This window comes from Conexibacter arvalis (genome assembly GCF_014199525.1).
GTDB lineage: Bacteria > Actinomycetota > Thermoleophilia > Solirubrobacterales > Solirubrobacteraceae > Conexibacter > Conexibacter arvalis.
In genome coordinates this window covers 1,149,058-1,172,496 of sequence record NZ_JACHNU010000001.1, presented here as the reverse complement: position 1 = coordinate 1,172,496, position 23,439 = coordinate 1,149,058, and the positions used below count along the sequence as shown (strand labels likewise).

The window sequence follows — 23,439 nt, the reverse complement described above, 5'->3', positions numbered from 1 at the left end:
CCGGCCTGATGGAGGTCGAGCGTCGCGCAGGGGCACCCCGCCTCATCGACTGGACCGGCGAGCGCTGTGTGCCGTGGGCGCCCGACGTCCAGGTCATCTACGAGCACTACCACCGGTATCTCTGGGCCGCGCAACTCGCGGACGGTCGCCGGGTGCTCGACATCGGGAGCGGAGAGGGCTTCGGCAGCGCGATCCTCGCCGGGTCGGCTGCTTCCGTTCTCGGCATAGACGTCGACGAGCTGACCGTCGAGCACGCGCGGCTGAACTACGCCGCGCGGAATCTCGAGTACCGCCTGGGCTCGGCGCTCGAACTCGAGGCACTCGCGCCACGCGAGTTCGACATGGTCGTCGCGTTCGAGCTGATCGAGCACGTCGACGATCATGTCCGGGTCCTCGAAGGCATCACGCGCCTGCTGGCACCCGACGGGATCGTCGTCATGTCGACGCCCGACCGACGCATGTACACAGATGCGACGGGGCAGCGCAACCCGTTCCATGAGCACGAGCTGACCGTGAGCGAGTTCCACGCGCTCCTGAGCGAGCGCTTTCCCGCGGTGCGGCTCTACGGTCAACGCGCAGCAGCGGGGTCTCGGATCGCATCGCTCGAGGCGGTCGAGCGACCGGAGTTCCGCGGATTCTCCGTGCGCAGAGTCGGCCAGGAGTGGCACCTGGCGAGTCCGCCGCCGGCGATGTATCTCGTCGGCGTCGCCGCTCAAGGCGATCTGCCGGAGCTGCCCGCCGAGTCTCAGCTCAATGACTTCGAGCTCGGCATCATCAACGAGTACGTCGACCGTGCGGCGAATGCACGGCAGGAGGCGACGCTCGCGCAACGCCGGCTGGAGGAGGCCGAGACGGCGCGCGCGCTCGCCGAGCGGGCCGTCGAGGAACGAACAGCCCGCCTGCGGGCCGAGCTCGACGCGAGCTACGACCGCTGTGCGGAGCAGTCACGGCAGATCGAAGCCGCCAGATTGGAGACACGCCGGCTGATCGAAGCGCACGCAGGCGAGGTCGCCGAGCTGCATCGCATCCGCGAATCGGTCGTCTGGAACGGCTTCCAACGGGTGCGCGGCGTGCTGTACCGCACGCTCGGAGGCCGCGACTCTCGGCGGGGGCGCGCCGTTCAGTGGACGTTGCGCACGGCAGCGCGAGCGGTCGGCCGCAGTTCCTCGCCGCCGGAGCACAAGCAGGACGCAACCCCGATTGCGCCGATCGAGCTGCCGACCTCCGAGCAACCGCTCGTGTCGCTGGTGATTCCCGCGTACATCGGTGCGGACATCACCGAGGCCTGCCTCCGATCGATCGCCTCCCGCACCGAGGGCCCGTCGTTCGAAGTGATCGTCGTCGACGACGCCGGCGACGAGGAGAACGCACGCCTTTGGGCGGCAGTGCGCGGGGCTCGCATCCTCGACGACTCCCCGGGGACCGGCTACCTGCGGAGTGTCAACCGCGCCGCCGCCCAGGCGCGCGGCAGATACCTCGTGCTGATGAACAACGACGTGGAGGTCTCGCCTGGCTGGCTGCGCGCCCTGGTCGCGCGCGCCGCGTCAGCGGATGACATCGGCGCGGTCGCGCCCAAGCTCCTGTACCCCGACGGACGCGTGCAGGAGGCCGGCGGGATCGTCTTCCGCGACGGGAGCGGCTGGAACTTCGGCAACGGCGGGCCTCCGGAGCACCACGAGTTCAACTACGTGCGCGAGGTCGACTATGGATCGGCCGCCTGCCTGCTCGTGCGGCGCGACCTGTTCGCGGAGCTCGGCGGCTACGACGAGCGGTTCGTGCCGATGTACTACGAGGACACAGACCTCTGCTTCTCGCTGCGGGCGAAGGGCTACCGCGTGATGTACGAGCCGACGGCGCACGTCGTTCACCACGAGGGCGCGTCGGCCGGTACCGACCTCACGACCGGCGGCAAGCGCTACCAGGCGATCAACCAGCACAAGTTCGTCGAAAAGTGGAAGGCGCAGCTGGAGGCCGACCACCTGCGGATGGCGCATTCGAACGTCCCCCGCGCGAGCAACCGCAACCGGGGCCCGCACGTGATGGTCATAGACCACCGCGTCCCGACGCCTGACCAGGATTCAGGCTCGCTGCGGATGTTCCGGCTGCTCGAGACGCTCCTCGACCTTGGGTGCCGCGTCACGTTCGTCCCCGACGACCTCAATCCGATCGAGCCGTACACCTCCCAGCTGCAGTCGCGCGGGATCGAGGTGGTCTACGGCGACGCGTGGGTCGGCGAGGAGATCGCGCGGATCGGGCCGCACCTCAAGCTCGCGATCGTAAGCCGCCCGTACGTCGCCCCAAAGCACATGCACTTGATCCGCGAGCACGCTCCGGGCGCGGTGATCGCCTACGACACGGTCGACCTCCACTTCGTGCGTGAGCGACGACGCGCCGAGCTCGGCGAGCCACACGCCGTCCGCAAGGCGGCGACGATGGAAGCACTCGAGCTCGGAATCGTGCGTGGCAGCGACGCGACGCTCGTCGTCAGCGACGAGGAGCGGCCGCCGATCGAGGAGGCGGCGCCGGAGGCGACGGTGCTCGTCGTCCCGAACGCGAACGAGGTGGCCGCGGTCGTACCGCCGCCGGAGGGACGAACGGGCATCCTCTTCGTCGGCGGCTTCGAGCACCCGCCGAACGTCGACGCGGCACTGCTGCTGATCCAGTCGATCATGCCGATCGTCTGGCAGCGGCTCGGCGACGTGCGCGTGACGATCGCCGGATCCAAGCCGACGCCCGAGATCGAGGCGCTCGCCGGACCGAACGTCGACGTGACCGGGTGGGTTGAGGAACTCCAGCCGCTGCTGGACGGCTCACGTCTGCTCGCCGCACCGCTGCGCTACGGCGCGGGCATGAAGGGCAAGGTCACCCAGAGCCTCGGCGCCGGCCTGCCGGTCGTGACGACCGAGACGGGCGCCGAGGGGCTCGGTGCGGTCGACGGGGAGAACATGCTCGTCGCCGACGACATTGAAGGGATCGCCGCGCGGATCGTGGAGCTGTACGAGGACGACGGGCTCTGGCGACGCCTCTCCTCGGCGGGGCAGGAGGTCGTGCGGCAGACCGCGTCTGTCGACGTGATGCGGGAGCGCCTGCGCACCCTCCTCGATCTGGGCGCATAGGCCGCCGCCGTCGCCGCGACGGGATCGGTCGCGCGACGCTACCGGCGCCGGCGCATCCAGAACGAGCCGCCGCCGTCCCGCATCGCCGCCTCCCCGCCGGGCAGGCCGGCCACCAACGCCTCGCGGTGGTGGTGGGTCATCCACGCGACACCGAACAGCACCTCGAACGCGTCGTTGAAGCTGAGGAACGACCGGAGCAGGTACTGCTCGTTCCAGGCCCGACCGCCCAGCACCCATTCCTGTGGGTAGTCCCACGGGAGGAAGATGTCGTGCACGTGGACGATGACCCCCGGACGCAGCCGCGGAACGACCTCGTGGAAGAGGAACTGGACGTCGCCCCCGGTCTTGATGACGTGCGCGGTATCGATGAACAGCACATCATCAGCGTCGAGCTCGAGGAAGCGCTCCAGCGGGACTTCCTGCACCGGCGAGACGACAAGGCGGCTCATCCCGGGGATCGAACGCTCGCTCAGGAACTCGGGTGGGTACGGCTCGATGCAGGTGACATCGACCGCCAGATCGAGGCATTCGCGGTTGACGCGCGCGGTCACGAGGGACGACCAGCCGCAGCCGACTTCGATCACGCGCCTGGGCTGGAAGTGGCGCAGCATCGCCTGCAGCGTCCACGCGTCGAGGTGCGAGAAGTTCGGATTGGCCGTGTGGTAGACCGTCGGATCGTCCGAAGGCTCCGACGGTAACGTCAGCACGTCCTGACTCTGGAGGTTGCGCAGCAGGGCGAGCTGCTCCTCCTCGCGCCAGTCGATGCCGACGATCTCACGCGGCTCGCACGGCCAGACGCGGCTGCGCGCCGGCTCGCGAGCGAGCTCGCGCGTGTCCGGCACCGGGGAATAGAAGTGACCGAGCGGCCAGACGTGCGCGACCTCGTCGTCGCCAGCGTGGGCGAGCTCGTCTCCAGCCGTGACCGCGGCCGCCGCGGCGCCCGCGGGAGCCGTCGCGGAATCCGCCGGCGGCGTCGCCTCCGCAGGCGCGGCTTCGGAACTCTGCGCGGTAACCGGCACGCGCTTCCGCACGCGGCCCACGAGGCGACGGGCGGCGAGCTCCCGCACTCGCGCCGCAGCGAGCGCCGCACGGACGATCCGGCGGCGACGGAGGTCGTGGTAGCTCCCCCAGCCCCTCTCGGCCTCATCTCGTTGCGCCCGAAGCTCGCGCTCGAGCTCGTCGACGCGTTGACGCAACTCGTCGACGTCGTGCGGCATCGCGGACATCCTAGAGCGTGATGCGCCACGGCGCCGCTCCACGCGGATGTGCGCGACGTCGAGCGGCCGATCGACGTGCTGCGGCGGCGCGCAGAGCGGGGCGTCGCGCTCACGCCTTCGCGGACGCTGCGACACCTTGGGCGGCGACGTCGGCGGCTTCTCCCCACTGCTACGTTTCCAACGCTTTGACGAGCCTCACATCTCACCCGTCGGCAGCGGCCGCGGCGACTGCGACGAGTGCTGGGCCCGCAGTCTCGGTTCGCGACGTCCGCAAGGCGTTCAGACTCCCGCATCAGCAGTACAGCACGCTGAAGGAGCGGGTCCTGCACCCGTTCAGGACGACCACCTACGACGTGCTGCAGGCGGTCGACGACGTCAGCTTCGAGGTCGCCGAGGGCGAGTTCTTCGGAATCGTCGGGCGCAACGGCTCGGGCAAGAGCACGCTGCTCAAGTGCCTCGCCGGGATCTACGACATCGACGAAGGCCACCTCGAGGTCAACGGCCGGCTGTCGCCGTTCATCGAACTCGGCGTCGGGTTCAACATGGACCTGACGGCGCGCGACAACGTGATGATCAACGCGATCATGCTCGGACTGACGCGCCAGCAGGCGCGCGAGCGCTTCGACGACATCATCGCCTTCGCCGAGCTGGAGGAGTTCCTCGACCTCAAGCTGAAGAACTACTCGTCGGGCATGACCGTCCGGCTCGCCTTCTCGGTCGCGATCCAGGTCGACGCCGAGGTGCTGCTGATCGACGAGGTGCTGGCCGTCGGCGACGCGGCCTTCCAGCAGAAGTGCTTCGCCGAGTTCCAGCGGATGAAGGAGGCCGGCCGCACGATCCTCTTCGTCACCCATGACATGAGCGCCGTCGAGCGGTTCTGCGACCGCGCCGTGCTGTTGGAGAAGGGCAGAATGATCGACCTCGGGGAGCCGGCCGCGATCGGGCGCCGCTACAACGAGCTCAATTTCGGTCGCACCGTCCATCAGCTCCCGGGCGACGACGAGGAGCGCTTCGGCGACCAAGAGGCGCAGATCGTCGACGCCTGGTTCGAGAGCCGCGACGGCGAACGGATCGTCGAAGCCGCACACGGCACGCCCGTCCGCGCCGTCATCGAGGCACGCTTCCACGCCGACATCGACGACCCGATCTTCGGCTTCACGCTGCGCAACCAGGTCGGCACGACGATCTTCGCCACGACCACCGACCTGACGCACGAGCCGACGGGCTCGTTCAGAGCGGGCGAGACCGTCGTCGTGCGGATGGAGTTCCAGAACATGCTCGTCGCCAGCGAGTACCGCCTCACGCCGTCGATCGCACGCGCCGGCAGCGGTGCCGACGCGCTCGACCTGCGCGCGGACCTCGCCACGGTCGTCATCCACGGCGGCCACTTCACCGGCGGCGTGGTCAACGTGCCCCACGAGTTCACGATCGAGCGCGGCGGATGAGCGCGACGACGGAGTCGACGCGGCATCGTCACGCGCCGTCCGCCTTCGGCGACGACTTCCGCCGCTTCTGGAACCTGACGGTCACGCTCGCGACGACCGATTTCAAGCTGCGCTACTTCGGCTCGGTGCTCGGCTACTTCTGGTCGCTGGCGAGACCGCTGATGTTCTTCGGCGTCCTCTACGTCGTCTTCACGCAGGTGCTGCGCTTCGGCGGCGACATCGAGCATTACCCGGTCTACCTGTTGACGTCGATCATCCTCTGGACCTTCTTCGTCGACACGACCAACGCGTGCGTGCAGTGCCTGATCATGCGCGAGGGGCTCCTGCGCAAGATGCGCTTCCCGCGCCTCGTCATCCCGCTGTCGGTCGCGCTGACCGCGTTGTTCAACCTCGGCACCAACCTGATCGCGGTGCTCGTCTTCGCGCTCGCCTCAGGCGTCGAGCTCCGCTGGACCTGGATCGAGATGGTCCCGATCATCGCGGCCCTCGCGGTGTTCGCGATCGGCATCGGGATGTTGCTCAGCGTGCTGTTCGTCCGCTTCCGCGACATCCAGCCGATCTGGGAGGTGCTGTCGCAGATCCTCTTCTACGGTTCGCCGATCCTCTACGTCTCGGCCCAGTACGAGGACTTCGAGCACGCGGCCGTGATGGCCAACCCGATCGCGGCGTTGCTGACGCAGATGCGCCGCGCCTTCATCGACCCGTACGCGCCCGGCCTGATCAGCGCCACCGGCGGCGGCCTGCGCGTGCTGGTGCCCCTCATCATCATCGCCGCGGTCTTCGCGCTCGGCCTGTGGGTCTTCTCGCGGGAGGCGCCCCGAATCGCCGAGAACCTGTAAGTGTTGTCATCCACGATGACGACTCCAACGATCGAGCAACAACAGCAGGAGATCGAGCGGTTGCGCGCCCGCGTCGCGCAGCTCGAGCGCGAGCTTGTCGACCAGGCCGAGAGATCGGCCCGGGTCGTCGCGGAGGCCCAAGAGCAGCTTTATTGGCTCGAACGCTGGCACGTCGACCTCAACGCGCTGATGCGCAAGCCGGGAGCGGAGGAGTTCCGGGCCGCTGTCCGCGCCGTGCGGGCGGTCATGCGGCGCCTGCGGCGGTTCGGCTGGCGCCTGAAGGGCTACAAGCGCAAGCTCACCGGCGCCTCGTGAGCCGCGTCACCGCAGTCATCCCCGTCAAGGACGGGGAGCGTTACCTCGCTGAGCTGCTCGACGCGCTGCGGCGCGAGGGCGTAGACGAGCTGATCGTGATCGACTCCGGCTCGAGCGACCGCTCGCTGGAGATCGCGCGGGCTGCCGGCGTCGAGCCGCTGGAGATCCCACCCGCGGAGTTCGGACACGGCCGCACACGCAACCTCGGCGCCGAGCGGGCGAGCGGCGAGCTGATCTGGTTCCTGACCCAGGACGCGACACCGGCCCCGGGCGCCCTCGACGCGTTCCGCGCGGCACTGGCACTCGACGAACGCATCGGCGTCGCCTACGGCCCGCACCTGCCGCGGCCGGAGACCAGCCCGATGATCGCGCGCGAGCTGACGGAGTTCTTCGCCGGCTTCGCCGGCCCAGACGGCGGCCCGGCGATCCAGCGCGCTGGCGACCCGACCTTCCTCTCCAACGTCAACGCCTGCTATCGCAGAGCATGCTGGGAGGAGGTTCGCTTCCGCGACCTGCCGTATTCCGAGGACCAGGCGTTCGGACGCGACGCGCTCAGCGCCGGCTGGCTGAAGGCCTACGTGCCGGACGCCGCCGTGCTCCATGCGCACGACTACGGTGCGTTGGAGTTCATGCGCCGCTACTTCGACGAGTACCGCGGCCTTCGCGAGACGCTCGGGCATGTCGAGAGGTTCCGGCCCTTGGAGGTCCTGCGCTGGACGGGATCGCAGACGACCGCAGACCTGCGCTGGATGGCCCGTGAGGGGCTGCCGATCGCCGAGCGGGCCCGCTGGGCGGCTCGGTCGACCGTCCATCACAGCGGGCGGCGAGTCTTCTCGGCGCTGGGCTCGCGCGCGGAGCGGGTTCCCAAACCGCTGCGGCGGCGGCTCTCCCTGGAGCGACGCGACGACGCCCGCACGCCGTCGAGACCGCCCAGGGCGCCGGCCGCGTTGCCGGCGCCGCGGCATGTCGACGCCTCGCGCGCGCACGAGGATTACGAGGCGGCAGCGCGCGTGCTGCGCGACGGACCCGCGGCGCTGCTCGATCCGGTGCCTGGATCCGCCGAGCGCGAACAGTTGCGGATAGCGATGGTGGTTCCACCGTGGCAGCGTGGCAGCGGCGGCCACAACATCCTCTTCCAGGTGATGTCGCGTCTCGAGCGCCGCGGCCATGTCTGCAGCATCTGGGTCAGTGACCTGTTCGGCGAGATGAGCGATTTCTGGCCGGGCGTCCTGCGCAGACAGATCAACGACTGGTTCGCGCCGTTCGACGGTCCCGTCCACTACGGCTTCGACGACTGGCACGGCGCGGACATCGTCGTCGCGACCGGCTGGCAGACCGTCCATCCCACGCTGCTGCTCGAAGGCTGCCGCGCTCGCGCCTATCTCGTCAACGACCACGAGCCGGAGTTCTTCGCGACCTCGACCGAATCGCGCTTGGCGGCCGACACCTACCGCTACGGCATGCATTGCATCGCCGGCAGCCCGTGGCTGCGCGACCTCCTGACCGACATCTACGGCGCCTCGGCCGACGCCTTCAACTACGGCGTCGACCATGCGATCTACCGGCCGCTTGACGTCCCGCGCCGGCGCGACACCGTCGTCTACTACGGACGCCACTCGACCCCGCGGCGAGCCGTCCCGATCGGCCTGATGGCGCTCGAGGAGCTGCACCGCCGGCGACCCGACGTGCGGATCGTGCTGTTCGGCGACGACGTTCCGCCGCGGACGGCCTTTCCGTACGAGCACCTCGGCGTCCTCAGCCAGCCGCAGCTGGCGACGCTGTTCGCCGAAGCGACGGTCGGTCTGTGCCTGTCGCTGACGAACTTCTCGCTGATGCCGAAGGAGATGCTCGCGTGCGGGCTGCCGTGCGTCGAGCTGTCCGGCGTCAGCGCCGAGTCGATCTTCGGCGACGACGGCGCGCTCGAACTCGCCGACCTGGAGCCGCACGCGCTCGCCTCCGGAATCGAACGGCTGCTCGACGACCGTGAGCTGTGGGAGCGCCGCGCGCGCGCCGGAATCGAGTTCGCCGCCGCCCACTCGTGGGACCGCGCGACCGATGAGGTGGAGCTCGGTCTGCGGCACGCGCTCGCCGAGCGGGAGGCGGCGCTCGGCGTCGGCTGACGGCTGGGGCGCGACGCACGATCAGTCCGTCGCGCCGCCGCCTATCCGTAGTAGCGGGAAATGGTGAGCAGCTGGGCGAACAGCCCGTGCGTCATCGCCACCACGACCAGCAGCGCGCCGACGGCCGGCCCCCAGCGGCGGCCCGCGCCGCGCGCGGCAAGCGCGACGATGAGACCGTAGGGTGCGAGCAGTGGCAGCAGGTAGCGCGCCTGCTCGAACGTGAAGCCGGTGTCGGCCCGATAGCCGATCCCCTGCCAGCCGATCGCGACCGCGAGGCCGATCGCCATCGCCGCCACCACTGCGCCGAACGGGAGGCGCCAGTCGAGGCGGGCGAGCCCGATCGCGCGAATCCGACGCACCAACTCGACGAGCGCGAGCCCGCCGACCGCTGCGAAGATCGCCCGCGCGGCGCCGTAGACCCACTCCGGGAACGCGTAGTCGAGCCATCCGAAGCGACCGATGAAGCCCTTGAACCACGTCTCCCACAGCGGGACGTAGTCGAACTGGTCGTGCATGCCCGGCACACGCGGCAGGAACAGCTGCCAGGTGTAGCCGATCCGCTCCTTGATCGAAATCGCGCGCGACGAGTTGACGGCGACGCCGCCAGTCGCGCCACCGCCGCGATCCCATACACCCGTGTTGATCACCGTGTAGAGGACGACCGGTACGGCGACGATCGCCGCCGCGATGCCGGTGCTCGCCAGCGCGTCACGCCGGCGGTCGGGCGCCGCCCGCCACAGCAGCAGCAGGAATGCGAGCGCGATGCCGGGCAGGAACGCGAGGAAGGTCAGCTTGCCGAGCGCTCCGACGACGGTCGCCAGCGCGATCGCGACGGCGCGGCGCCGTGTCAGCCCGCGGCGGAACGCGCGCGCCAGCGCAGCCAGCACGGCCGCCGAGGCGAAGAACAGCAGGTTGTCGCCGTGCACGCCGGCGGCGATGAACATGAACGTCGGCTGGAACGCGACAGCCAACGCACCGACGGTCCACGCCCACGGCGTCCCCGGGAGCAGCTCGCGCACGAACAGGAACACGCAGAGGACGGTCAGCGCTGCCAACAGCGCGGAGACCAGCCGCATGGCATACAACCGCGTGAGGATGTCGTGGCCAGGCGAGAGCCAGTACGCGGCAGCGGTCAGTGCGTAGTAAAGCGGCGGCTGGTTCGTCGCCGAGCTCGGCCCGCCCTCGCCCTGCCGGCTAGGATGCGACGCGAGCGCGTCTCGCAGCGCCCGATCGTCAGGCGTCGTCCAGATCCCGCGCTGGTCCGCTCTGCCGATCACACCGAAGAAGCCGAGGCGCTCGAGCGTGAGCTGCTGCTCGTCGGAGTACTGTGCGGTGCCCTCCTTCGCCGGTGGCGGCTCACCCGTCTCCGCCAGGTACTGCGCGTAGCCGAAGTGGGTGATCTCGTCCGGCACCTGGAACGGCGGCACGACGACGGCCCAGACGACGGCGTTGAGAAGCGCGATCAGCGCGCACGCGCGGGCGGCCGCGGGGATGCGACGCAGCTGGGCGATCAGCGCGCGCGTCACGATCCGCTCCCGCGCAGCAGCAGCCGGATCGCGCCGGCCCACGCGGCGAGCAGCAGCAGCGCCGCGACCGGCAGCGTCCACGCGCCGAAGACCGGCGCCTTGCCGATGCCGAAGCGGCTCGCGATCGTCGGCAGCAGGTCCCACCACGTCTCGCGTCCGGGTCGCAGGTAGCGGGCGGCAATCACGCCGGCGGTCGGTCTTCTGCCGATCGTGGCGGCAGCATCCGGCGCGGCCGGAGCACCGCCGAGCCCGATGCGGCGGGCGCCCTCGTTGCGAACGCAGAACGTGGCGGAATGATTGCCGTCCACGCGCCGGTCGAGCGTCACGACGACCTCGCCCGGGTCCGCTCCTGCGCGATGGTTGCCGCGCGCGACGATCGCACCGCCCGGGTCGGTGAAGGTGACGTCCAGCGACGGCGCACGCCTCCCGCCCGTGTCGACGAAAAGCTCCACACGCTGCGCGTCGTCGACCAGGCGGGTGACCTGGCATGCCCGTCTCCCGCCCGGAAGCTCGACTGGCACGCCCGCGACGTGGACGAAGTTCGTGCCAGCGAGGCGGTCGCCCCGCTGCGACAGGGCGACGACGACCGCGATCGCGACGAGCGCGAGCGCCACGCCCAGCACGACGCGCACGCGCATGTCAGGACCGGCGTCGAAGGCCCAGGATTGACAGCAGGAACGACGAGAAGAAGATCTGGATCCCGACGATGACGAGCGTCATCGCGAGCACCGCGAGGCGCTCCTCGCCGAGGCTGCCGAAGCCGCGGTCGATCCATTCGATCACGATCACGGCCGCGGCGAGGAAGCCGGCGATCGCGATCCCGCCGCCGAGCAGGAGCCCGTGCTCGAGCCGGAAGCGTCTGCGCATCCGGTCGAACCACGGATCTTTCTCGTTCATGAAGTAGGTGCCGTAGGCGTGGGCGCACAGTCCGAGCGCGACGACCTGCGTGCCGACGATCAGCAGCAACGAGCCGGCGATCAGCGCGTGGAGGTCCCACTCGCGACCGAAGATGCTGATCTGCGCGAGCACGGTCAGCGCCACGAGCGCGCCGAGCAGCGCCATCACGGCGCCAGGGAGGATGAAGAGGTGGGTCGGCGAGTGGACCAGCAGGAAGCGCAGGTGGCGCCAGCCGTCGCGGAAGCTGGAGAGCTTCGACTCGCCGCCGCGCGGGTGGTACTCGATCGGGAACTGCCGGATGTCGAGCTTCTCCTTCGCCGCCCGGATCACCATCTCGGAGGCGAACTCCATCCCGGTGGTGCGCAGGTCGAGCTGCGGCAGCTTGTCGCGCCGCACCGCGCGCATGCCGCAGTGAGCGTCGCTGACGCCAGTTCTGAACAGCAGATTGAGGAAGCCCGACAGCAGCGGGTTGCCGATGTACTGGTGCAGCCACGGCATCGCGCCCGGATGGATGTTCTTCATCCGGTCGCCGATGACCATGTCGGCGCCGTCCTCCAGCTCGCCGAGAAATCTCGGGATCTCGTCGAAGTCGTAGGTGAGGTCGGCGTCGCCCATCACGATGTACTCCCCGCGCGCTGCGGCGAAGCCGGCGAGGTAGGCGCTCCCGTAGCCGCGGCGGGGCTCCCGCACGACGCGCGCTCCGGCCGCCTCGGCCAGCTCGGCGCTTCCGTCCTCGGAGGCGTTGTCGGCGACGACGACCTCACCAGGGATGCCGTTGCGCTCGAGCGCCGCGCGCGCGGCGGCGATGCACTGCTCGATGTTCTCGGCCTCGTTGAGGCAGGGGATCACGACGGAGACGCGCAGACCGTCGGTCTCGCGTCCGTTGGCGGCAACGCTGATGGTGTCGTCGATCGCGCTCATGGAGAGTGCGGCTGGCTTGCCGCTTCCTAAGGGGTGCAACGCGCCCGACCGGGAAAAGTCGCGCGGTTTCGCGGCAAGGCTAGCGCACCGTCCGGCAGCCGCCCGGCTCCGCCGTCGTCTAGGGTGCCGCCGGGAATGCGCATCTGCCTCATCTACGACTGCCTCTTCCCCTACACGATCGGCGGCGGGGAACGGTGGTACCGGGCGCTCGCCGAGCGCCTCGCGGCCGAGGGCCACGAGGTCACGTACCTCACCCTGCGACAGTGGGACCGCGATGTCGAGCCCGACCTCGCCGGCGTCGACGTCCGCGTCGTCGGCCCGCGGATGGAGCTGTACGTCGGCGGCCGGCGGCGGATCGCGCCGCCGCTGGTCTTCGGCCTCGGCGTGCTGCTCCACCTGCTGCGTCACGGTCGCCGCTACGACGTCGTCCACACCGCCGCGTTCCCGTACTTCTCGCTGTTGGCGGCGGCGCTCGCGCGCCCGCTGCACCGCTACCGCCTCGTCGTCGATTGGTTCGAGGTCTGGTCGCGAGACTACTGGCGCGGCTATCTCGGCCGCGTCGGCGGCTCGATCGGCGCGTTCGTCCAGCGACTGTGCGCCCGCGTGCCACAGCACGCCTTCTGCTTCTCGCGGCTGCACGCCGCGCGTCTGCACGCCGAGGGGATGCGCAGCGAGCCGCAGCTGCTGACCGGCCTCTACGACGGCTCGACCGAGCGGCCCGATCCCGCGCCCGCGCAGCCGCTCGTCGTCTACGCCGGCCGCCACATCCCCGAGAAGCGGGTGCCGGCGCTGGTGCACGCCTTTGCGCACGTCCACCGCCAAGCGCCGGAGCTGCGGCTCGCGATCCTCGGCGATGGGCCCGAGCGGCCGCGGGTCCTCCAGGCGATCGCGCAGGAGGGGCTCGACGCGGTCGCCAGCGCCCCCGGCTTCGTCCCCACCGAGAAGCTCGAGGCGACGCTCGCCGGCGCGCTCTGCATGGTCCTGCCCTCGTCGCGTGAGGGCTACGGCTTGGTCGTCGTCGAAGCTGCCTCAAACGGCGTCCCCAGCGTCGTCGTCGACGCGCCCGACAACGCCGCGGTCGAACTGGTCGACGAGGGCGCGAACGGCGTCGTCGCGGAGTCGGTGGAGCCCGAGCCGCTCGCGGAGGCGATCCTGCGCGTCCGCGCCGCCGGTCCGGAGCTGCGAGGGCGGACGGCCGAGTGGTTCGAGCGCAACGTGCCCCGGCTGTCGCTCGCCTCCTCGCTCGATGTCGTCGCGGAGGCGTACGGCGGCGAGGGCGGCGCACGAGACGACGGCCCGCGAGACGTGGCGCCGCGGCCTGGCTGCCGTTAGCCCACCTGCGACCCACGGGTATGCCGCCGAGAATGGAGCAAGCCTTGACCTCAGCCGACCCGCAACAGAGTCCCCCGGCCGTCGCGTGCCGCCTCTGCGGCCGTCCCACCGAGCACGCCTTCACGACCTGCGACCGCAACCGACGGATCTCCGACGAGCGGTTCGACTATGTCGCCTGCCCGTGCGGGACGCTGACGCTCGCCAACGTTCCGGACGACCTCGGTCCGTACTACCCGCCCGACTACTACGGGATGCCCGCGTCGGCTGACGAGGCGATCGCACGAGACCGCAACGCCCTCCACCGCCTGGAGCTGGTGCGGAGACTCGTCCCCGCGGGCAGGCTGCTCGAGATCGGCCCGATGACCGGCGGCTTCCTCGAGCTCGCGCGCCGGGCCGGCTACGACGTCTCCGGCGTCGAGCTCGACGACGTCAGCTGCCGGTTCATCGCGGAGGTGCTCGGGATCGCCGTCACGCAGTCTGACGACCCCGCGAGCGTGATCGAAGGTCCCTACGACGCGATCGTCATGTGGCACGTCGTCGAGCATCTCGCCGAGCCGGCGCGATTCATCGAACGCGCCGCCGCAGCGCTCGCTCCCGGAGGAGCGCTCGTGCTGATCGCCCCCAACCCGCGTTCGCTGCAGCTCCGCCTGCTCGGACCGCGCTGGGCGCACGTCGACGCGCCGCGTCACCTCGCGCTGCTGCCGCACGACGCGCTCGCGGCGGAGGGCGCCCGCAACGGCCTCGAGCTCGTCCACGCGACCGCCTCCGACGAGGACGGGCGCCGTTCCAACGACTTCGGCTGGGCCGTCTCATTCGCGCGCAGCAGCCGCGACGAGCGCGTCGCGCGCTGGCTGCAGCGCTGCGGCCACGCGCTCTGTCGCATCGTCGCGCCGCTCGAGCGCCGCGGCATGCGCGGCGCCAGCTACACCCTCGCGCTGCGGCGACCGGCGTGAGCGCTCACGGCCCAGCGTGCGGTGCCCCGGCCCGGCCGCGCCGGGGCAGCGCCGCGAGCAGCTCATCCGGGACGGCTCTCAGCAGCCACGCGAGCGAGAGGTAGACGGCGAGCGCCGCGACCGCGGCGATCGCGTCGGAGCCCGGCAGCAGCAGGCACAGCATCGCCACGCCGCTGGCGGCGAGCAGCTTGGGCACGTACATCAAGCGCGGTCGCAGCTCCGGCTCGGCGCGCGACAGCAGCGTCAGCGCGACCACCGCCAGCGCCACCTCGCCGATGCTCGCCGCCAACGCCGCGCCGTCGGCGCCCCACGCCGGAATGAGCGTGACGCCCAAGACGACGACGACCACGAGCGCGAACAGGTTGACCAGCAGCAGCTCGCGCTGCCGGTGGACGGCGATCAACGCGGTCGTGCCGACCTGAGTCATGAAGGCTCCCGCGATCGCGACCGATTGGATCCGCAGGGCATCGGCTGCGCCGCCGAACTCGCTGCCTCCGAGCACGGCGATGATCGGCACCGCACCGACCGCGAGCACGAGTCCGACCGCGACGCCGACCAGAAGCGCCGCCTCGCCCATCCGCTGGAGCGCGTACGCGAGCCGGTCGCGATCGGCGGCGTGGGCATGGGCGAGGATCGGAAAGGCGGCGCCGAGCATCATCTGCGGAACGCCGAGGAGGATCTCCGAGATCCGGTACGACGCCGAGAAGAGGCCGGTCTGCTCCTCGGTCGCCAGCAGCGAGCAGATCACGATCAGCGCCCGCACGTAGCTCGTGTTGACGACGAGGCTGAGCCCGACCGGAAGCGCCTCGCGCAGGAAGGCGATCGAATCTCGCAGGTCGAAGCGCGGCATGAACCAGCTCGAGGTGCCCAGACATGCCAGCGCGACGGCGATCGCGACCAGGCCGGCGACGATGTAGACGAAGAAGAACGGCAGCAGCCCGGCGCCGGCGATCACCAGCACCGTGATGCCCACGACGATCGCCAGCTGGCGCGAGAAGTCGATCGCCGTCACCGCGCCGAACCGCAGCTCAGCGCCGAGCGGCATCGCGAGCGCCGCCGCGAGCACCGCGAAGATCGTCCCAATGCCGGCGACGATCGTGCCGCTCACGATCGCGTTCGGATATCCGGCGACGACGGAGAAGAGCACGCCGAGGACGATCCCGACGGGGGTCAGCACGAGCCGCATACCGAGCAGGTCGCCCATCAGCCTGCGGCGGCCGGCCGCGTCGGCGTGGACGTAGATCCGCTGGCCGACGATCGTCAACCCGGCGTCGGTGAACCCCTGCACCATCGTGACGATCGCGATCACGGTCGTGTACTGGCCGAACTCGGCGACCCCGAGGTGGCGCAGCAGGAACGGCGTCACGAGCGCCGTCAGCAACAGACCGGCGCCGTAGCCGGCGACGCGGATCGCGCCGCCCCGGATCGCCCGGTTCCCGGCCTCCGGCGACGTCAGCGTCCCGTCGAGGTCCGGCTCTTCCCGCGCTCTCATCGCGCAGCGACCGAGGCCGCTCGTGCGTCATGCCCGCCGGCTGCCGCGGAGCGGGCCGCCGAGCGCCCGTTATACGATCGCGGCGTCAACGCGCCCCCTCGCACGACCGGGCGCCTGTCGCTTCGGACCTCGTGGATCGCGGACACGTCGACAATGATCGCATCGGTGCTGCGCGCGCAGCGCGCAGACAGCGCGCGAGCCGCCGGGTGCTGATCACCGGGGTGACCGGCCAGGACGGCGGCTATCTGGCCGAGCGGCTCCTCGCGGACGGCGACGAGGTGGTCGGCACCGTTCGCGCCACCGGCGGCGAGCCGCTCGCGGCAGCCGGCCTGCCACAGCTGCAGGGACGCGTGACGCTGCTCGCCGCCGATCTGCGCGACCCCGCCTCGGTCAAGACCGCGGTCGAGATGGCCGAGCCCGATGAGATCTACCACCTCGCCGCGCCGACGTTCGTGCCCGACTCGTGGGACGACCCGACCGAGGTCGTGACCGCCGTCGCCGGCGGCACCGCGGCCGTGCTGGCGGCCGCCGGCAGGCTGGCGCGAGCGCCGCGCGTGCTGGTCGCCGCCTCCAGCGAGGTCTTCGGTGACGCCGGCGTCTCTCCGCAGTCGGAGTCGTCGCCGATGCGCCCCCGCAGTCCCTACGGCGTCGCCAAGCTCGCGGCGCATGGCCTCGTCGGCGCCCTGCGGGCCCGGCACGACCGCTTCCTGGTCTCCGCGATCACCTTCAACCACGAGTCGCCGCGGCGGCCTGTGCGGTTCCTCCCGCGCAAGGTCAGCGCCGGAGTCGCCGCCATCGCCGCGGGCCGCGCCGAGACGCTGACGCTCGGCGACCTCTCGGCGGTGCGCGACTGGTCGCATGCGCGCGACATCGTCGACGGGATGGTGCGAGCGCTGCGGCACGATCGGCCCGACGACTACGTCCTCGCCTCGGGAACGGGCCGGACCGTCGGCGATCTCGTCGACGCCGCGTTCGCCGCGGCCGGAGTCACGCGGCAGGACGAGCAGGGCGCCGACCGCGTGCAGGTCGATCCGCGCTTCGTACGCCCGCCGGAGCGGTGGCCGCCGGTCGGCGATCCCTCGAAGGCCCGCGAGACGCTCGCCTGGCGCCCGGAGACGACGTTCGAGGAGCTCGTCGGCGAGATGGTCGTCGCCGACCTCGCCCGCCTCGGCGCCAACGCGCCCAGATCGTCGTGAGGCGCCCGTGCGCGTCGCGCTGAACCTCGTCTACCTCGTCCCCGGCGAGACCGGCGGGATGGAGGTCTATGCCCGCGAGCTGCTGCCGCAGCTGGCGCAGCTCCCCGGTCTCGAGCTGATCGCGATCGTCAACGAGCGCGCGGCCGCCGACGGCGACGCACCGTGGAACGGGCTGGTCCAGTCAGTCGTCGCGCCGGTCGACGCGCGCGACCGCAAACAGTGGGTGTGGGGCGAGCAATTCCACGTCCCGCGGCTCGCGCGCTGGACGAGATCGCACCTGGTCCACTCGCTCGCGTCGACGGGTCCGGGGCGCTTCGCCGGCGGCCCGCCGCGTGTGACGACCGTGCACGACCTCCATTACGCCGTCGTCCCGGAGGCGCACTTCGGGCTGCGCGGGCTCGGCATGCGCGTGCTCGTCCCGGCGGCTGTGCGGGCGTCGCGGCGGGTGATCGCCGACTCGGCTTCGACGCAGCGCGACGTCGTCAGGTACATCGGCACCGATCCGGCTCGAATCGACGTCGTCCACCTCGCCACGACGCTCCCGCCGGCGTCGGCGCCGGTGACCTCCGAAGCGGAGCTGCGCGAGCGGCTCGGGCTCGGCCGCTCGCCGGTGCTGCTCAGCCTCGCCGCCAAGCGCCCTCACAAGAACGTCGAGGGCTTGATCGACGCGCTGGCGTTGTTGCCATCGGAGCGACGGCCGGTGCTCGTCGTGCCGGGCTACCAGACCGATCACGAGGCGGCGCTGCTCGCGCGGGCGCGCGAGCGCGGCGTCGCGTCCGCGGTCGTCTTCCCCGGTTGGCTGCCGCGAGCCGACGTCGAAGGCCTGTGGCGCATGTGCGCGGCACACGTCTTCCCGTCGTACTACGAGGGGTTCGGGCTGCCCGTGCTGGAGGCGATGGCCCGCGGTGTTCCCGGCGCCTGCTCGGATCGCGCCTCGATGCCCGAGGTCGCCGGTGACGCGGCGCTGCTGTTCGATCCCTCGGACACCGCATCGATCGCCGCCGCGATCGAGCGACTGCTCGCCGACGAAGACCTGCGCGCCCGGCTCGCGGCCAGCGGTCTGGCGCGCGCGGGGACCTTCTCGTGGCAGCGGACGGCCCGCGAGACCGCGGCGAGCTACGAGCGGGCGCTCGCCAGCCCGTGACGGCGCGGGTCCGGCGACCTCGCTACGGTGCCACGATGCACGCCACCGCCCGCCTGAGACAGCGCGTCGAGAACCTCCGCTGGCGCCTGAGAGGTCACATGCGCGCCCTTCCTGACGGGTTCACCTCGCCGCTGGCGGGGCTGCGAGGGCTGGAGATCGGCGGTCCTTCCCCCCGCTTCGGCCGTGACGGGGTCTGCCCGGTCTATCCGCTGTTGGGCAGCTGCGACGCCGTGCAGTTCAGCGCGGAGACGGTCTGGCACAGACTCGACGACTCGGCGCCCTACGTGCCCGACGGCGAGCCGGCCGGGCGGCTGCACGTGATTGCGCAGGGGCGGCTGGAGGGGCTCCCCGACGACAGCTGGGACGTCGTCCTCTCGTCGCACGTCATCGAGCACATCGCCAACCCGCTCGCCGAGCTGGAGGCATGGCGCCGCGTCCTGGTCCCCGAGGGATGGGTCCTGATGGTCGCGCCTCACCGCGACGGGACCTTCGACCATCGTCGTCCGCTCACGACGCTGGAGCACATGGTCGCCGACTACGAGGCCGGGGTCGGAGAGGACGACCTGACTCATCTCGAGGAGTCGCTGGAGCTGCACGACTACTCGCGCGACGCAGGCGCGCCGCCGCAGGGCTGGGAGGCGGAGCGGCGCGACAACGTCAACACCCGTCTCCTGCACCACCACGTCTTCGACGGCGCCACGATCGCGCGGCTGCTCGACCGCGCCGGCCTGCAGATTCACCGGATGACGGTCCGGCATCCGTTCGACATCTACGTGCTCGGTCGCTTCGTGCCCGATGGCGAGACGCCCGACAACACGGCGGTGCTCGCCGCGGACGCGCCGTGGCGCGCCCGCAGCCCCTTCCCGGGCGACCGGCGCGCGTAGCGGGGACGGCTACTTCGACAGCAGCTCCAGGTCGGCCCGCGTCATCAGGCGGATCAGCTCCTCGAAGGTGGTCTCCGGCTCCCAGCCGAGCTTCTCCTTCGCCTTCGTCGGGTCGCCGATCAGCAGGTCGACCTCCGCCGGGCGCACGAACTGCGGGTCGATCTCGACGTATCTCTGCCAGTCGCCGAGCCCGGCCTCGTCGAAGGCGACCTCGACGCACTCGCGCACCGTGTTGGTCTGGCCGGTCGCGATCACGAAGTCCTCGGGCTCGTCCTGCTGCAGCATCAGCCACATCGCCTTGACGTAGTCCTTCGCGTAGCCCCAGTCGCGCTTGGCGTCGAGGTTGCCGAGCGCCAGCTTGTCCCTGAGACCGAGCTTGATCGCCGCGGCATGCCACGTGATCTTGCGCGTCACGAACTCCAGGCCGCGGCGCGGCGACTCGTGGTTGAAGAGGATGCCGCTGGTCGCGTGCAGGTTGTAGGACTCGCGGTAGTTGATCGTGATGAAGTGGCCGTAGACCTTCGCCACGCCGTAGGGCGAGCGCGGGTAGAGCGGCGTCTGCTCGGTCTGCGGGACCTCGCGCACCTTGCCGAACATCTCCGAGCTGGAGGCCTGGTAGAAGCGGGCCTCCGGGCAGACCTCGCGCAGCGCCTCGAGCATGCGCGTGACACCGACGCCCGTGAAGTCGGCGGTCAGCGTCGGCTGCACCCACGACAACGCGACGAAGCTCATCGCGGCGAGGTTGTAGACCTCGTCGGGACGTGCGGCGCGGAGCGTGTCGACGAGCGAGCGCTGGTCGAGCAGGTCGCCCTGGTGGAGGGTGATGCGATCGCGCAAGTGCTCGATGCGGTCGAACTTCTCCGTCGATGCGCGCCGCACCATGCCGTGCACCTCATATCCCTGCTCGAGCAGCAGCTCGGCGAGATACGAGCCGTCCTGGCCGGTGATGCCGGTGATGAGAGCGCGCTTGGTTGCAGACATGGCCGGCAGCCTACGCAACCGCACGCCTGCTCGTCGTCAGCGACCGCCCGCCGCCGCGGCGACGCGCTCGTAGACCGCGAGCGTCTGCCGGGCGTTCGCGCGCCAGCTGAAGCGCTCGGCGTGCGCTGGACCTCGCGTCGCCGTGGCGCCGTCACCGATCGCCGCCGTGATCGCCGCCGCGGCACCCTCCGGATCGTGCGGATCGAACCAATGCGGCAGGTCGCCGCCGACCTCGCGCAGGACCGGCAGGTCGGAGGCCGCCACGGGCACCCCGCGCTCCAACGCCTCCAGCACCGGCAGGCCGAATCCCTCCGCGGTCGTCGGGAAGGCGCCGCACGCCGCCAACCTCCACATCCCTTCGAGATCGGCGTCGGTGAGGTAGTCGACGAATCGCACGCGCTCCGCGACGCCGAGCGCATCGGCGAGCGCGCGCAGCTGCGCGTCGTACCCCTCGGGATGCCCGGCGAGCACGACGATGACGTCGCGTGGGAGGTGCGGCACGGCGCGCACGAGCAGCTCCTGGTTCTTGTGCGGCCGCTTCGCCGCGACGCACAGCACCACGCGGGCGTCGCCGAGCCGGTGGGCGGCGCGCAGCTCCTCGGCCGGGGTGGGGACGACGGCGCTGGCGTCGCGCCCCGGGCCCAGCGGGACGACGGTGAACGCCCCCGGGTCGAATCCGGCGATCGCGCACATGTCGTCGCGCGCCGCGGCGGAGATCGCGATCAGCGCGTCGGCGCGCCGTGCAGCCGGCAGCACCGTCAGACGCAGTGCCGTGGTCGTCACACGCGACATCGTGCGCTGCTCCAGGAACAGCAGGTCGAGCAGCGTCACGACGGAGGGGACACGCGCGCGGATCGGCGCGAGATTGGCGAGGCTGTGGAGCACCTCCCACCCCCGGCGGCGCGCGAGGTCGGGCAGCCGCAGCTGCTCGGTCACGAGGTGACGCGCCCGCTCGCCCTGGTCGACCGGAAGGCGGTGAATGCGCGCGAGGTCGGTCCACCCCTCAGCGACGAGCGCGTCAGCGCCGCGGCGCGTGGTGGCGAGCTCGATCTCCAGCTGCGGCGCCTCCGCGGCAAGCGCGGGCACGAGCTGGCGCAGATAGGTCTCCGATCCGCCAGAGACGCCTGGGTCGAGGTACAGCGCGTTGATGCCGATCCGTCGCGGGAGCGCCATGGCGGCCGATGGTACGGGAACGGATCGAGCTTCCGCCGGCATGCGACTGCAATGATGCGTGCGTGCCTGGGATCTGCCTCGTCCACCTCGTCTGGGCGCCGCTTGGAACGGAGCCGATCCGTCGCTTCCTCGACGCCTATCGGCAGCGCCCGGCCGGTCGCGACCATCGGCTGCTCGTCGTCCTGAACGGCTTCGACGGGACCCCGCCGCCCGCAGTGACGAACGTGCTGGCCGAGGTCGAGCATGAGCCGCTGCTGCTGCCCGAGCGCGTGCAGGACCTGACGGCATATCGGCTCGCTGCGGAGCACGCAGCGGACGCCGACCGGCTCTGCTTCCTCAACTCGCACGCAGAGCCGCTGGCCGACGGCTGGCTCGCCATGCTCGACGACCAGCTGCGCGCGCCGCGGGTCGGCATCGTCGGGGCGACCGGCTCCAACGAGAGCCACTTCTCCGCCGCCGCCCGCCCGCTCAAGCCGTTGCGGCGGTTCCAGTTCCCGCCGTTTCCCAACACCCACCTGCGCACGAACGGCTTCATGCTGCGCCGCGACGACATGCTCGCGCTCGACTGGAGTGTCGGCCGCACCAAGGGATCGGCATACCGGCTCGAGAGCGGCAACCGCGGCATCGTCCGACAGCTGTTGGCGCGCGGGCTGGAGCCGCGCGTGGTCGACCGCGACGGACGCGGCCTGGAGCCGCACCAGTGGCCGGAGAGCCGCACCTATCGCAGCGGCGCCCAAGAGCAGCTGCTGATCGCCGACAACCGCACCCGGCAGTACGCGACCGCCTCCCAGGAGCGACGCGAGTGGTACGCGTCGATCAGCTGGGGAACGCCGGCGCCGGCGCGGTTGTAGCCAGTTGCTCCCGAGGCGCTGGGCGGCGAGAACGCCTAACGGGCGCTGCGGAGCCGCCGGACGGCCTCGACGAGCCTGATCGACTCGTCGACCGCGCCGGCAGGCAGCAGCCGCGACCCGCGTCCCGCGGCGCGCCAGCCGGCGACGCGGCTGCGCAGCGGCGAGAGCGTCCTGTGGCGCGCGACGCCCCAGCCGATCACGAGCGCGTCTACGGTCAGGGCGTGCAGCGCGCTGCGGGAGCGCAGCACGCCCCAACGCCGCAGCAGGAAACCGCGAGCGAAGCCCGACAGCCAGCGCTGCTGCGGCGAGTCGACTCCGATCGTCGCGCCACCGAGGTGGACGCCGCGAGCGGCCGGCGCCGCGGCCGCCTTCCAACCGGCGGCGCGCAGGCGCAGCAGCAGGTCGACGTCCTCGCCGTAGGCGATCAGCGTCTCGTCGAACCCGCCGACTGCGTCGAACGCGGCGCGGCGGTATGCGGCCGCGCCGCCGCTGGGGCCGGCAAGCAGTCCGGCGTTCTCCGCTTCCGCGGGCGACGCGTGTCGCAGCCGGTTGTAGGCGGCGAGACCGGCGTCGAGCTGGATCCCGAAGGCGTCGACCGCCTCGCGCCCGGGCATCAGCGTCATCCCGGCGACCATGCCGACGCGGGCGTCACCACGCAGGGGAGCCAGCAGCGCGGCGACGAAGCCTGGATCGGCGTCGACATCGTTGTTGACGAGCACGATCGCCTCGCCGTCGCCGACTGCCGCACCGGCGTTCACAGCGGCGCCGAAGCCGCGGTTCTCCGGCAGCTCGACGAAGGTGACGTGCGGGAATCGCTCACCCACCAGCTCCGCGGTCCCGTCGCCGGAGGCGTTGTCGACGACGATCACGCGATGACGCTCGGTCTGCCGTTCGAGGTGCTCGAGGCAGGAGGCGAGCACCTCACGGCCGTGCCAGGTGACGACGACGATGTCGGCTCTCATGCGCGCCGGAGAGTAGCGGCGTCGGCCCGCGACCACCCACGCGACGGCGATGGATGCGGCGGCGGGCGGTGGCGT

The 23,439-nt window shown here is 71.2% G+C and carries 19 protein-coding genes; 11 read left to right on the top strand and 8 right to left on the bottom strand.

Annotated elements, in window-relative coordinates; all coding sequences use genetic code 11:
- Positions 1-8 precede the first annotated feature (8 nt).
- Positions 9-3,116 carry a glycosyltransferase gene (locus tag BDZ31_RS05485; protein ID WP_183339753.1) on the top strand — a complete coding sequence of 1,036 codons (3,108 nt, stop codon included), beginning with the start codon at positions 9-11 and terminating at the stop codon, positions 3,114-3,116.
- A 38-nt stretch (positions 3,117-3,154) separates the two neighbouring features.
- Here BDZ31_RS05485 and BDZ31_RS05480 read toward each other — a convergent pair whose 3' ends face one another.
- On the bottom strand, positions 3,155-4,333 hold the full coding sequence (locus BDZ31_RS05480) for a class I SAM-dependent methyltransferase (RefSeq protein WP_183339751.1): 1,179 nt from the start codon (positions 4,331-4,333) through the stop codon (positions 3,155-3,157).
- 185 nt (positions 4,334-4,518) lie between these two features.
- Here BDZ31_RS05480 and BDZ31_RS05475 point away from each other — a divergent pair, with 185 nt between their 5' ends.
- The 4 genes from BDZ31_RS05475 to BDZ31_RS05460 are packed head-to-tail and all read left to right on the top strand — an operon-like array spanning position 4,519 to position 9,052.
- Complete coding sequence (locus tag BDZ31_RS05475; protein WP_183339749.1) at positions 4,519-5,778, top strand: ABC transporter ATP-binding protein; 1,260 nt, start codon at positions 4,519-4,521, stop codon at positions 5,776-5,778.
- Positions 5,775-6,617 carry an ABC transporter permease gene (locus BDZ31_RS05470; protein ID WP_183339747.1) on the top strand — a complete coding sequence of 281 codons (843 nt, stop codon included), beginning with the start codon at positions 5,775-5,777 and terminating at the stop codon, positions 6,615-6,617. The genes BDZ31_RS05475 and BDZ31_RS05470 overlap by 4 nt, the downstream gene beginning before the upstream one ends.
- Before the next feature lie 15 nt (positions 6,618-6,632).
- A complete protein-coding gene (locus BDZ31_RS05465) occupies positions 6,633-6,932 on the top strand; it encodes a hypothetical protein (protein WP_183339745.1) in 300 nt (99 codons plus the stop codon).
- Complete coding sequence (locus BDZ31_RS05460) at positions 6,929-9,052, top strand: rhamnosyltransferase WsaF family glycosyltransferase (protein WP_183339743.1); 2,124 nt, start codon at positions 6,929-6,931, stop codon at positions 9,050-9,052. Before BDZ31_RS05465 ends, BDZ31_RS05460 begins: the two co-directional genes overlap by 4 nt.
- Positions 9,053-9,093: 41 nt before the next feature.
- Here BDZ31_RS05460 and BDZ31_RS05455 read toward each other — a convergent pair whose 3' ends face one another.
- Genes BDZ31_RS05455 through BDZ31_RS05445 form a run of 3 tightly spaced genes read right to left on the bottom strand, consistent with a single transcriptional unit; the run spans position 9,094 to position 12,396 of the window.
- Entirely contained in the window at positions 9,094-10,578 is a 1,485-nt protein-coding gene (locus tag BDZ31_RS05455) for a DUF2142 domain-containing protein (protein ID WP_183339741.1), read from the bottom strand.
- Positions 10,575-11,216: a hypothetical protein gene (locus BDZ31_RS05450; RefSeq protein WP_183339739.1), complete on the bottom strand. Its 642-nt coding sequence runs from the start codon at positions 11,214-11,216 to the stop codon at positions 10,575-10,577. Before BDZ31_RS05450 ends, BDZ31_RS05455 begins: the two co-directional genes overlap by 4 nt.
- A 1-nt stretch (position 11,217) precedes the next feature.
- Positions 11,218-12,396, bottom strand: coding sequence for a glycosyltransferase family 2 protein (locus BDZ31_RS05445; RefSeq protein ID WP_183339737.1), 1,179 nt, complete (start codon positions 12,394-12,396; stop codon positions 11,218-11,220).
- A gap of 135 nt (positions 12,397-12,531) precedes the next feature.
- Between BDZ31_RS05445 and BDZ31_RS05440 the strand changes: the two genes are divergently transcribed.
- A complete protein-coding gene (locus BDZ31_RS05440; RefSeq protein WP_183339735.1) occupies positions 12,532-13,728 on the top strand; it encodes a glycosyltransferase family 4 protein in 1,197 nt (398 codons plus the stop codon).
- A 44-nt stretch (positions 13,729-13,772) separates the two neighbouring features.
- Positions 13,773-14,681 (top strand): class I SAM-dependent methyltransferase, encoded by a 909-nt coding sequence (locus BDZ31_RS05435; RefSeq protein WP_221242813.1) that lies wholly within the window; start codon positions 13,773-13,775, stop codon positions 14,679-14,681.
- Positions 14,682-14,685: 4 nt separating this feature from the next.
- On the opposite strand, the gene BDZ31_RS05430 is transcribed toward BDZ31_RS05435, so the two are convergent.
- On the bottom strand, positions 14,686-16,173 hold the full coding sequence (locus tag BDZ31_RS05430; RefSeq protein ID WP_183339731.1) for an oligosaccharide flippase family protein: 1,488 nt from the start codon (positions 16,171-16,173) through the stop codon (positions 14,686-14,688).
- 206 nt (positions 16,174-16,379) lie between these two features.
- Between BDZ31_RS05430 and BDZ31_RS05425 the strand changes: the two genes are divergently transcribed.
- Genes BDZ31_RS05425 through BDZ31_RS05415 form a run of 3 tightly spaced genes read left to right on the top strand, consistent with a single transcriptional unit; the run spans position 16,380 to position 19,397 of the window.
- On the top strand, positions 16,380-17,369 hold the full coding sequence (locus BDZ31_RS05425; protein ID WP_183339729.1) for a GDP-mannose 4,6-dehydratase: 990 nt from the start codon (positions 16,380-16,382) through the stop codon (positions 17,367-17,369).
- A 7-nt stretch (positions 17,370-17,376) separates the two neighbouring features.
- Positions 17,377-18,513, top strand: a complete 1,137-nt coding sequence (locus tag BDZ31_RS05420; protein WP_343075524.1) for a glycosyltransferase family 4 protein — start codon at positions 17,377-17,379, stop codon at positions 18,511-18,513.
- A gap of 35 nt (positions 18,514-18,548) precedes the next feature.
- Positions 18,549-19,397: a methyltransferase domain-containing protein gene (locus tag BDZ31_RS05415; RefSeq protein WP_183339727.1), complete on the top strand. Its 849-nt coding sequence runs from the start codon at positions 18,549-18,551 to the stop codon at positions 19,395-19,397.
- Between the two features lie 9 nt (positions 19,398-19,406).
- Here BDZ31_RS05415 and gmd read toward each other — a convergent pair whose 3' ends face one another.
- A complete protein-coding gene (gene gmd, locus BDZ31_RS05410; protein WP_183339725.1) occupies positions 19,407-20,378 on the bottom strand; it encodes a GDP-mannose 4,6-dehydratase in 972 nt (323 codons plus the stop codon).
- Between the two features lie 36 nt (positions 20,379-20,414).
- The gene (locus tag BDZ31_RS05405) at positions 20,415-21,551 is read right to left on the bottom strand and encodes a glycosyltransferase family 4 protein (RefSeq protein ID WP_183339723.1); all 1,137 of its coding nucleotides are present in this window, start codon (positions 21,549-21,551) and stop codon (positions 20,415-20,417) included.
- 62 nt (positions 21,552-21,613) lie between these two features.
- Here BDZ31_RS05405 and BDZ31_RS05400 point away from each other — a divergent pair, with 62 nt between their 5' ends.
- A complete protein-coding gene (locus tag BDZ31_RS05400; protein WP_183339721.1) occupies positions 21,614-22,402 on the top strand; it encodes a hypothetical protein in 789 nt (262 codons plus the stop codon).
- A gap of 35 nt (positions 22,403-22,437) precedes the next feature.
- Here BDZ31_RS05400 and BDZ31_RS05395 read toward each other — a convergent pair whose 3' ends face one another.
- Entirely contained in the window at positions 22,438-23,364 is a 927-nt protein-coding gene (locus BDZ31_RS05395; protein ID WP_183339720.1) for a glycosyltransferase, read from the bottom strand.
- Positions 23,365-23,439 lie beyond the last annotated feature (75 nt).

What these genes read in the sequence shown, in the direction of transcription:
- BDZ31_RS05430 (WP_183339731.1), bottom strand. Translation starts at nt 16,173, where the DNA reads ATGAGAGCGCGGGAAGAGCCGGACCTCGACGGGACGCTGACGTCGCCG.
- BDZ31_RS05480 (WP_183339751.1), bottom strand. Translation starts at nt 4,333, where the DNA reads ATGCCGCACGACGTCGACGAGTTGCGTCAACGCGTCGACGAGCTCGAG.
- BDZ31_RS05450 (WP_183339739.1), bottom strand. Translation starts at nt 11,216, where the DNA reads ATGCGCGTGCGCGTCGTGCTGGGCGTGGCGCTCGCGCTCGTCGCGATC.
- gmd (WP_183339725.1), bottom strand. Translation starts at nt 20,378, where the DNA reads ATGTCTGCAACCAAGCGCGCTCTCATCACCGGCATCACCGGCCAGGAC.
- BDZ31_RS05440 (WP_183339735.1), top strand. Translation starts at nt 12,532, where the DNA reads ATGCGCATCTGCCTCATCTACGACTGCCTCTTCCCCTACACGATCGGC.
- BDZ31_RS05445 (WP_183339737.1), bottom strand. Translation starts at nt 12,396, where the DNA reads ATGAGCGCGATCGACGACACCATCAGCGTTGCCGCCAACGGACGCGAG.
- BDZ31_RS05470 (WP_183339747.1), top strand. Translation starts at nt 5,775, where the DNA reads ATGAGCGCGACGACGGAGTCGACGCGGCATCGTCACGCGCCGTCCGCC.
- BDZ31_RS05485 (WP_183339753.1), top strand. Translation starts at nt 9, where the DNA reads ATGGAGGTCGAGCGTCGCGCAGGGGCACCCCGCCTCATCGACTGGACC.
- BDZ31_RS05465 (WP_183339745.1), top strand. Translation starts at nt 6,633, where the DNA reads ATGACGACTCCAACGATCGAGCAACAACAGCAGGAGATCGAGCGGTTG.
- BDZ31_RS05395 (WP_183339720.1), bottom strand. Translation starts at nt 23,364, where the DNA reads ATGAGAGCCGACATCGTCGTCGTCACCTGGCACGGCCGTGAGGTGCTC.
- BDZ31_RS05405 (WP_183339723.1), bottom strand. Translation starts at nt 21,551, where the DNA reads ATGGCGCTCCCGCGACGGATCGGCATCAACGCGCTGTACCTCGACCCA.
- BDZ31_RS05415 (WP_183339727.1), top strand. Translation starts at nt 18,549, where the DNA reads ATGCACGCCACCGCCCGCCTGAGACAGCGCGTCGAGAACCTCCGCTGG.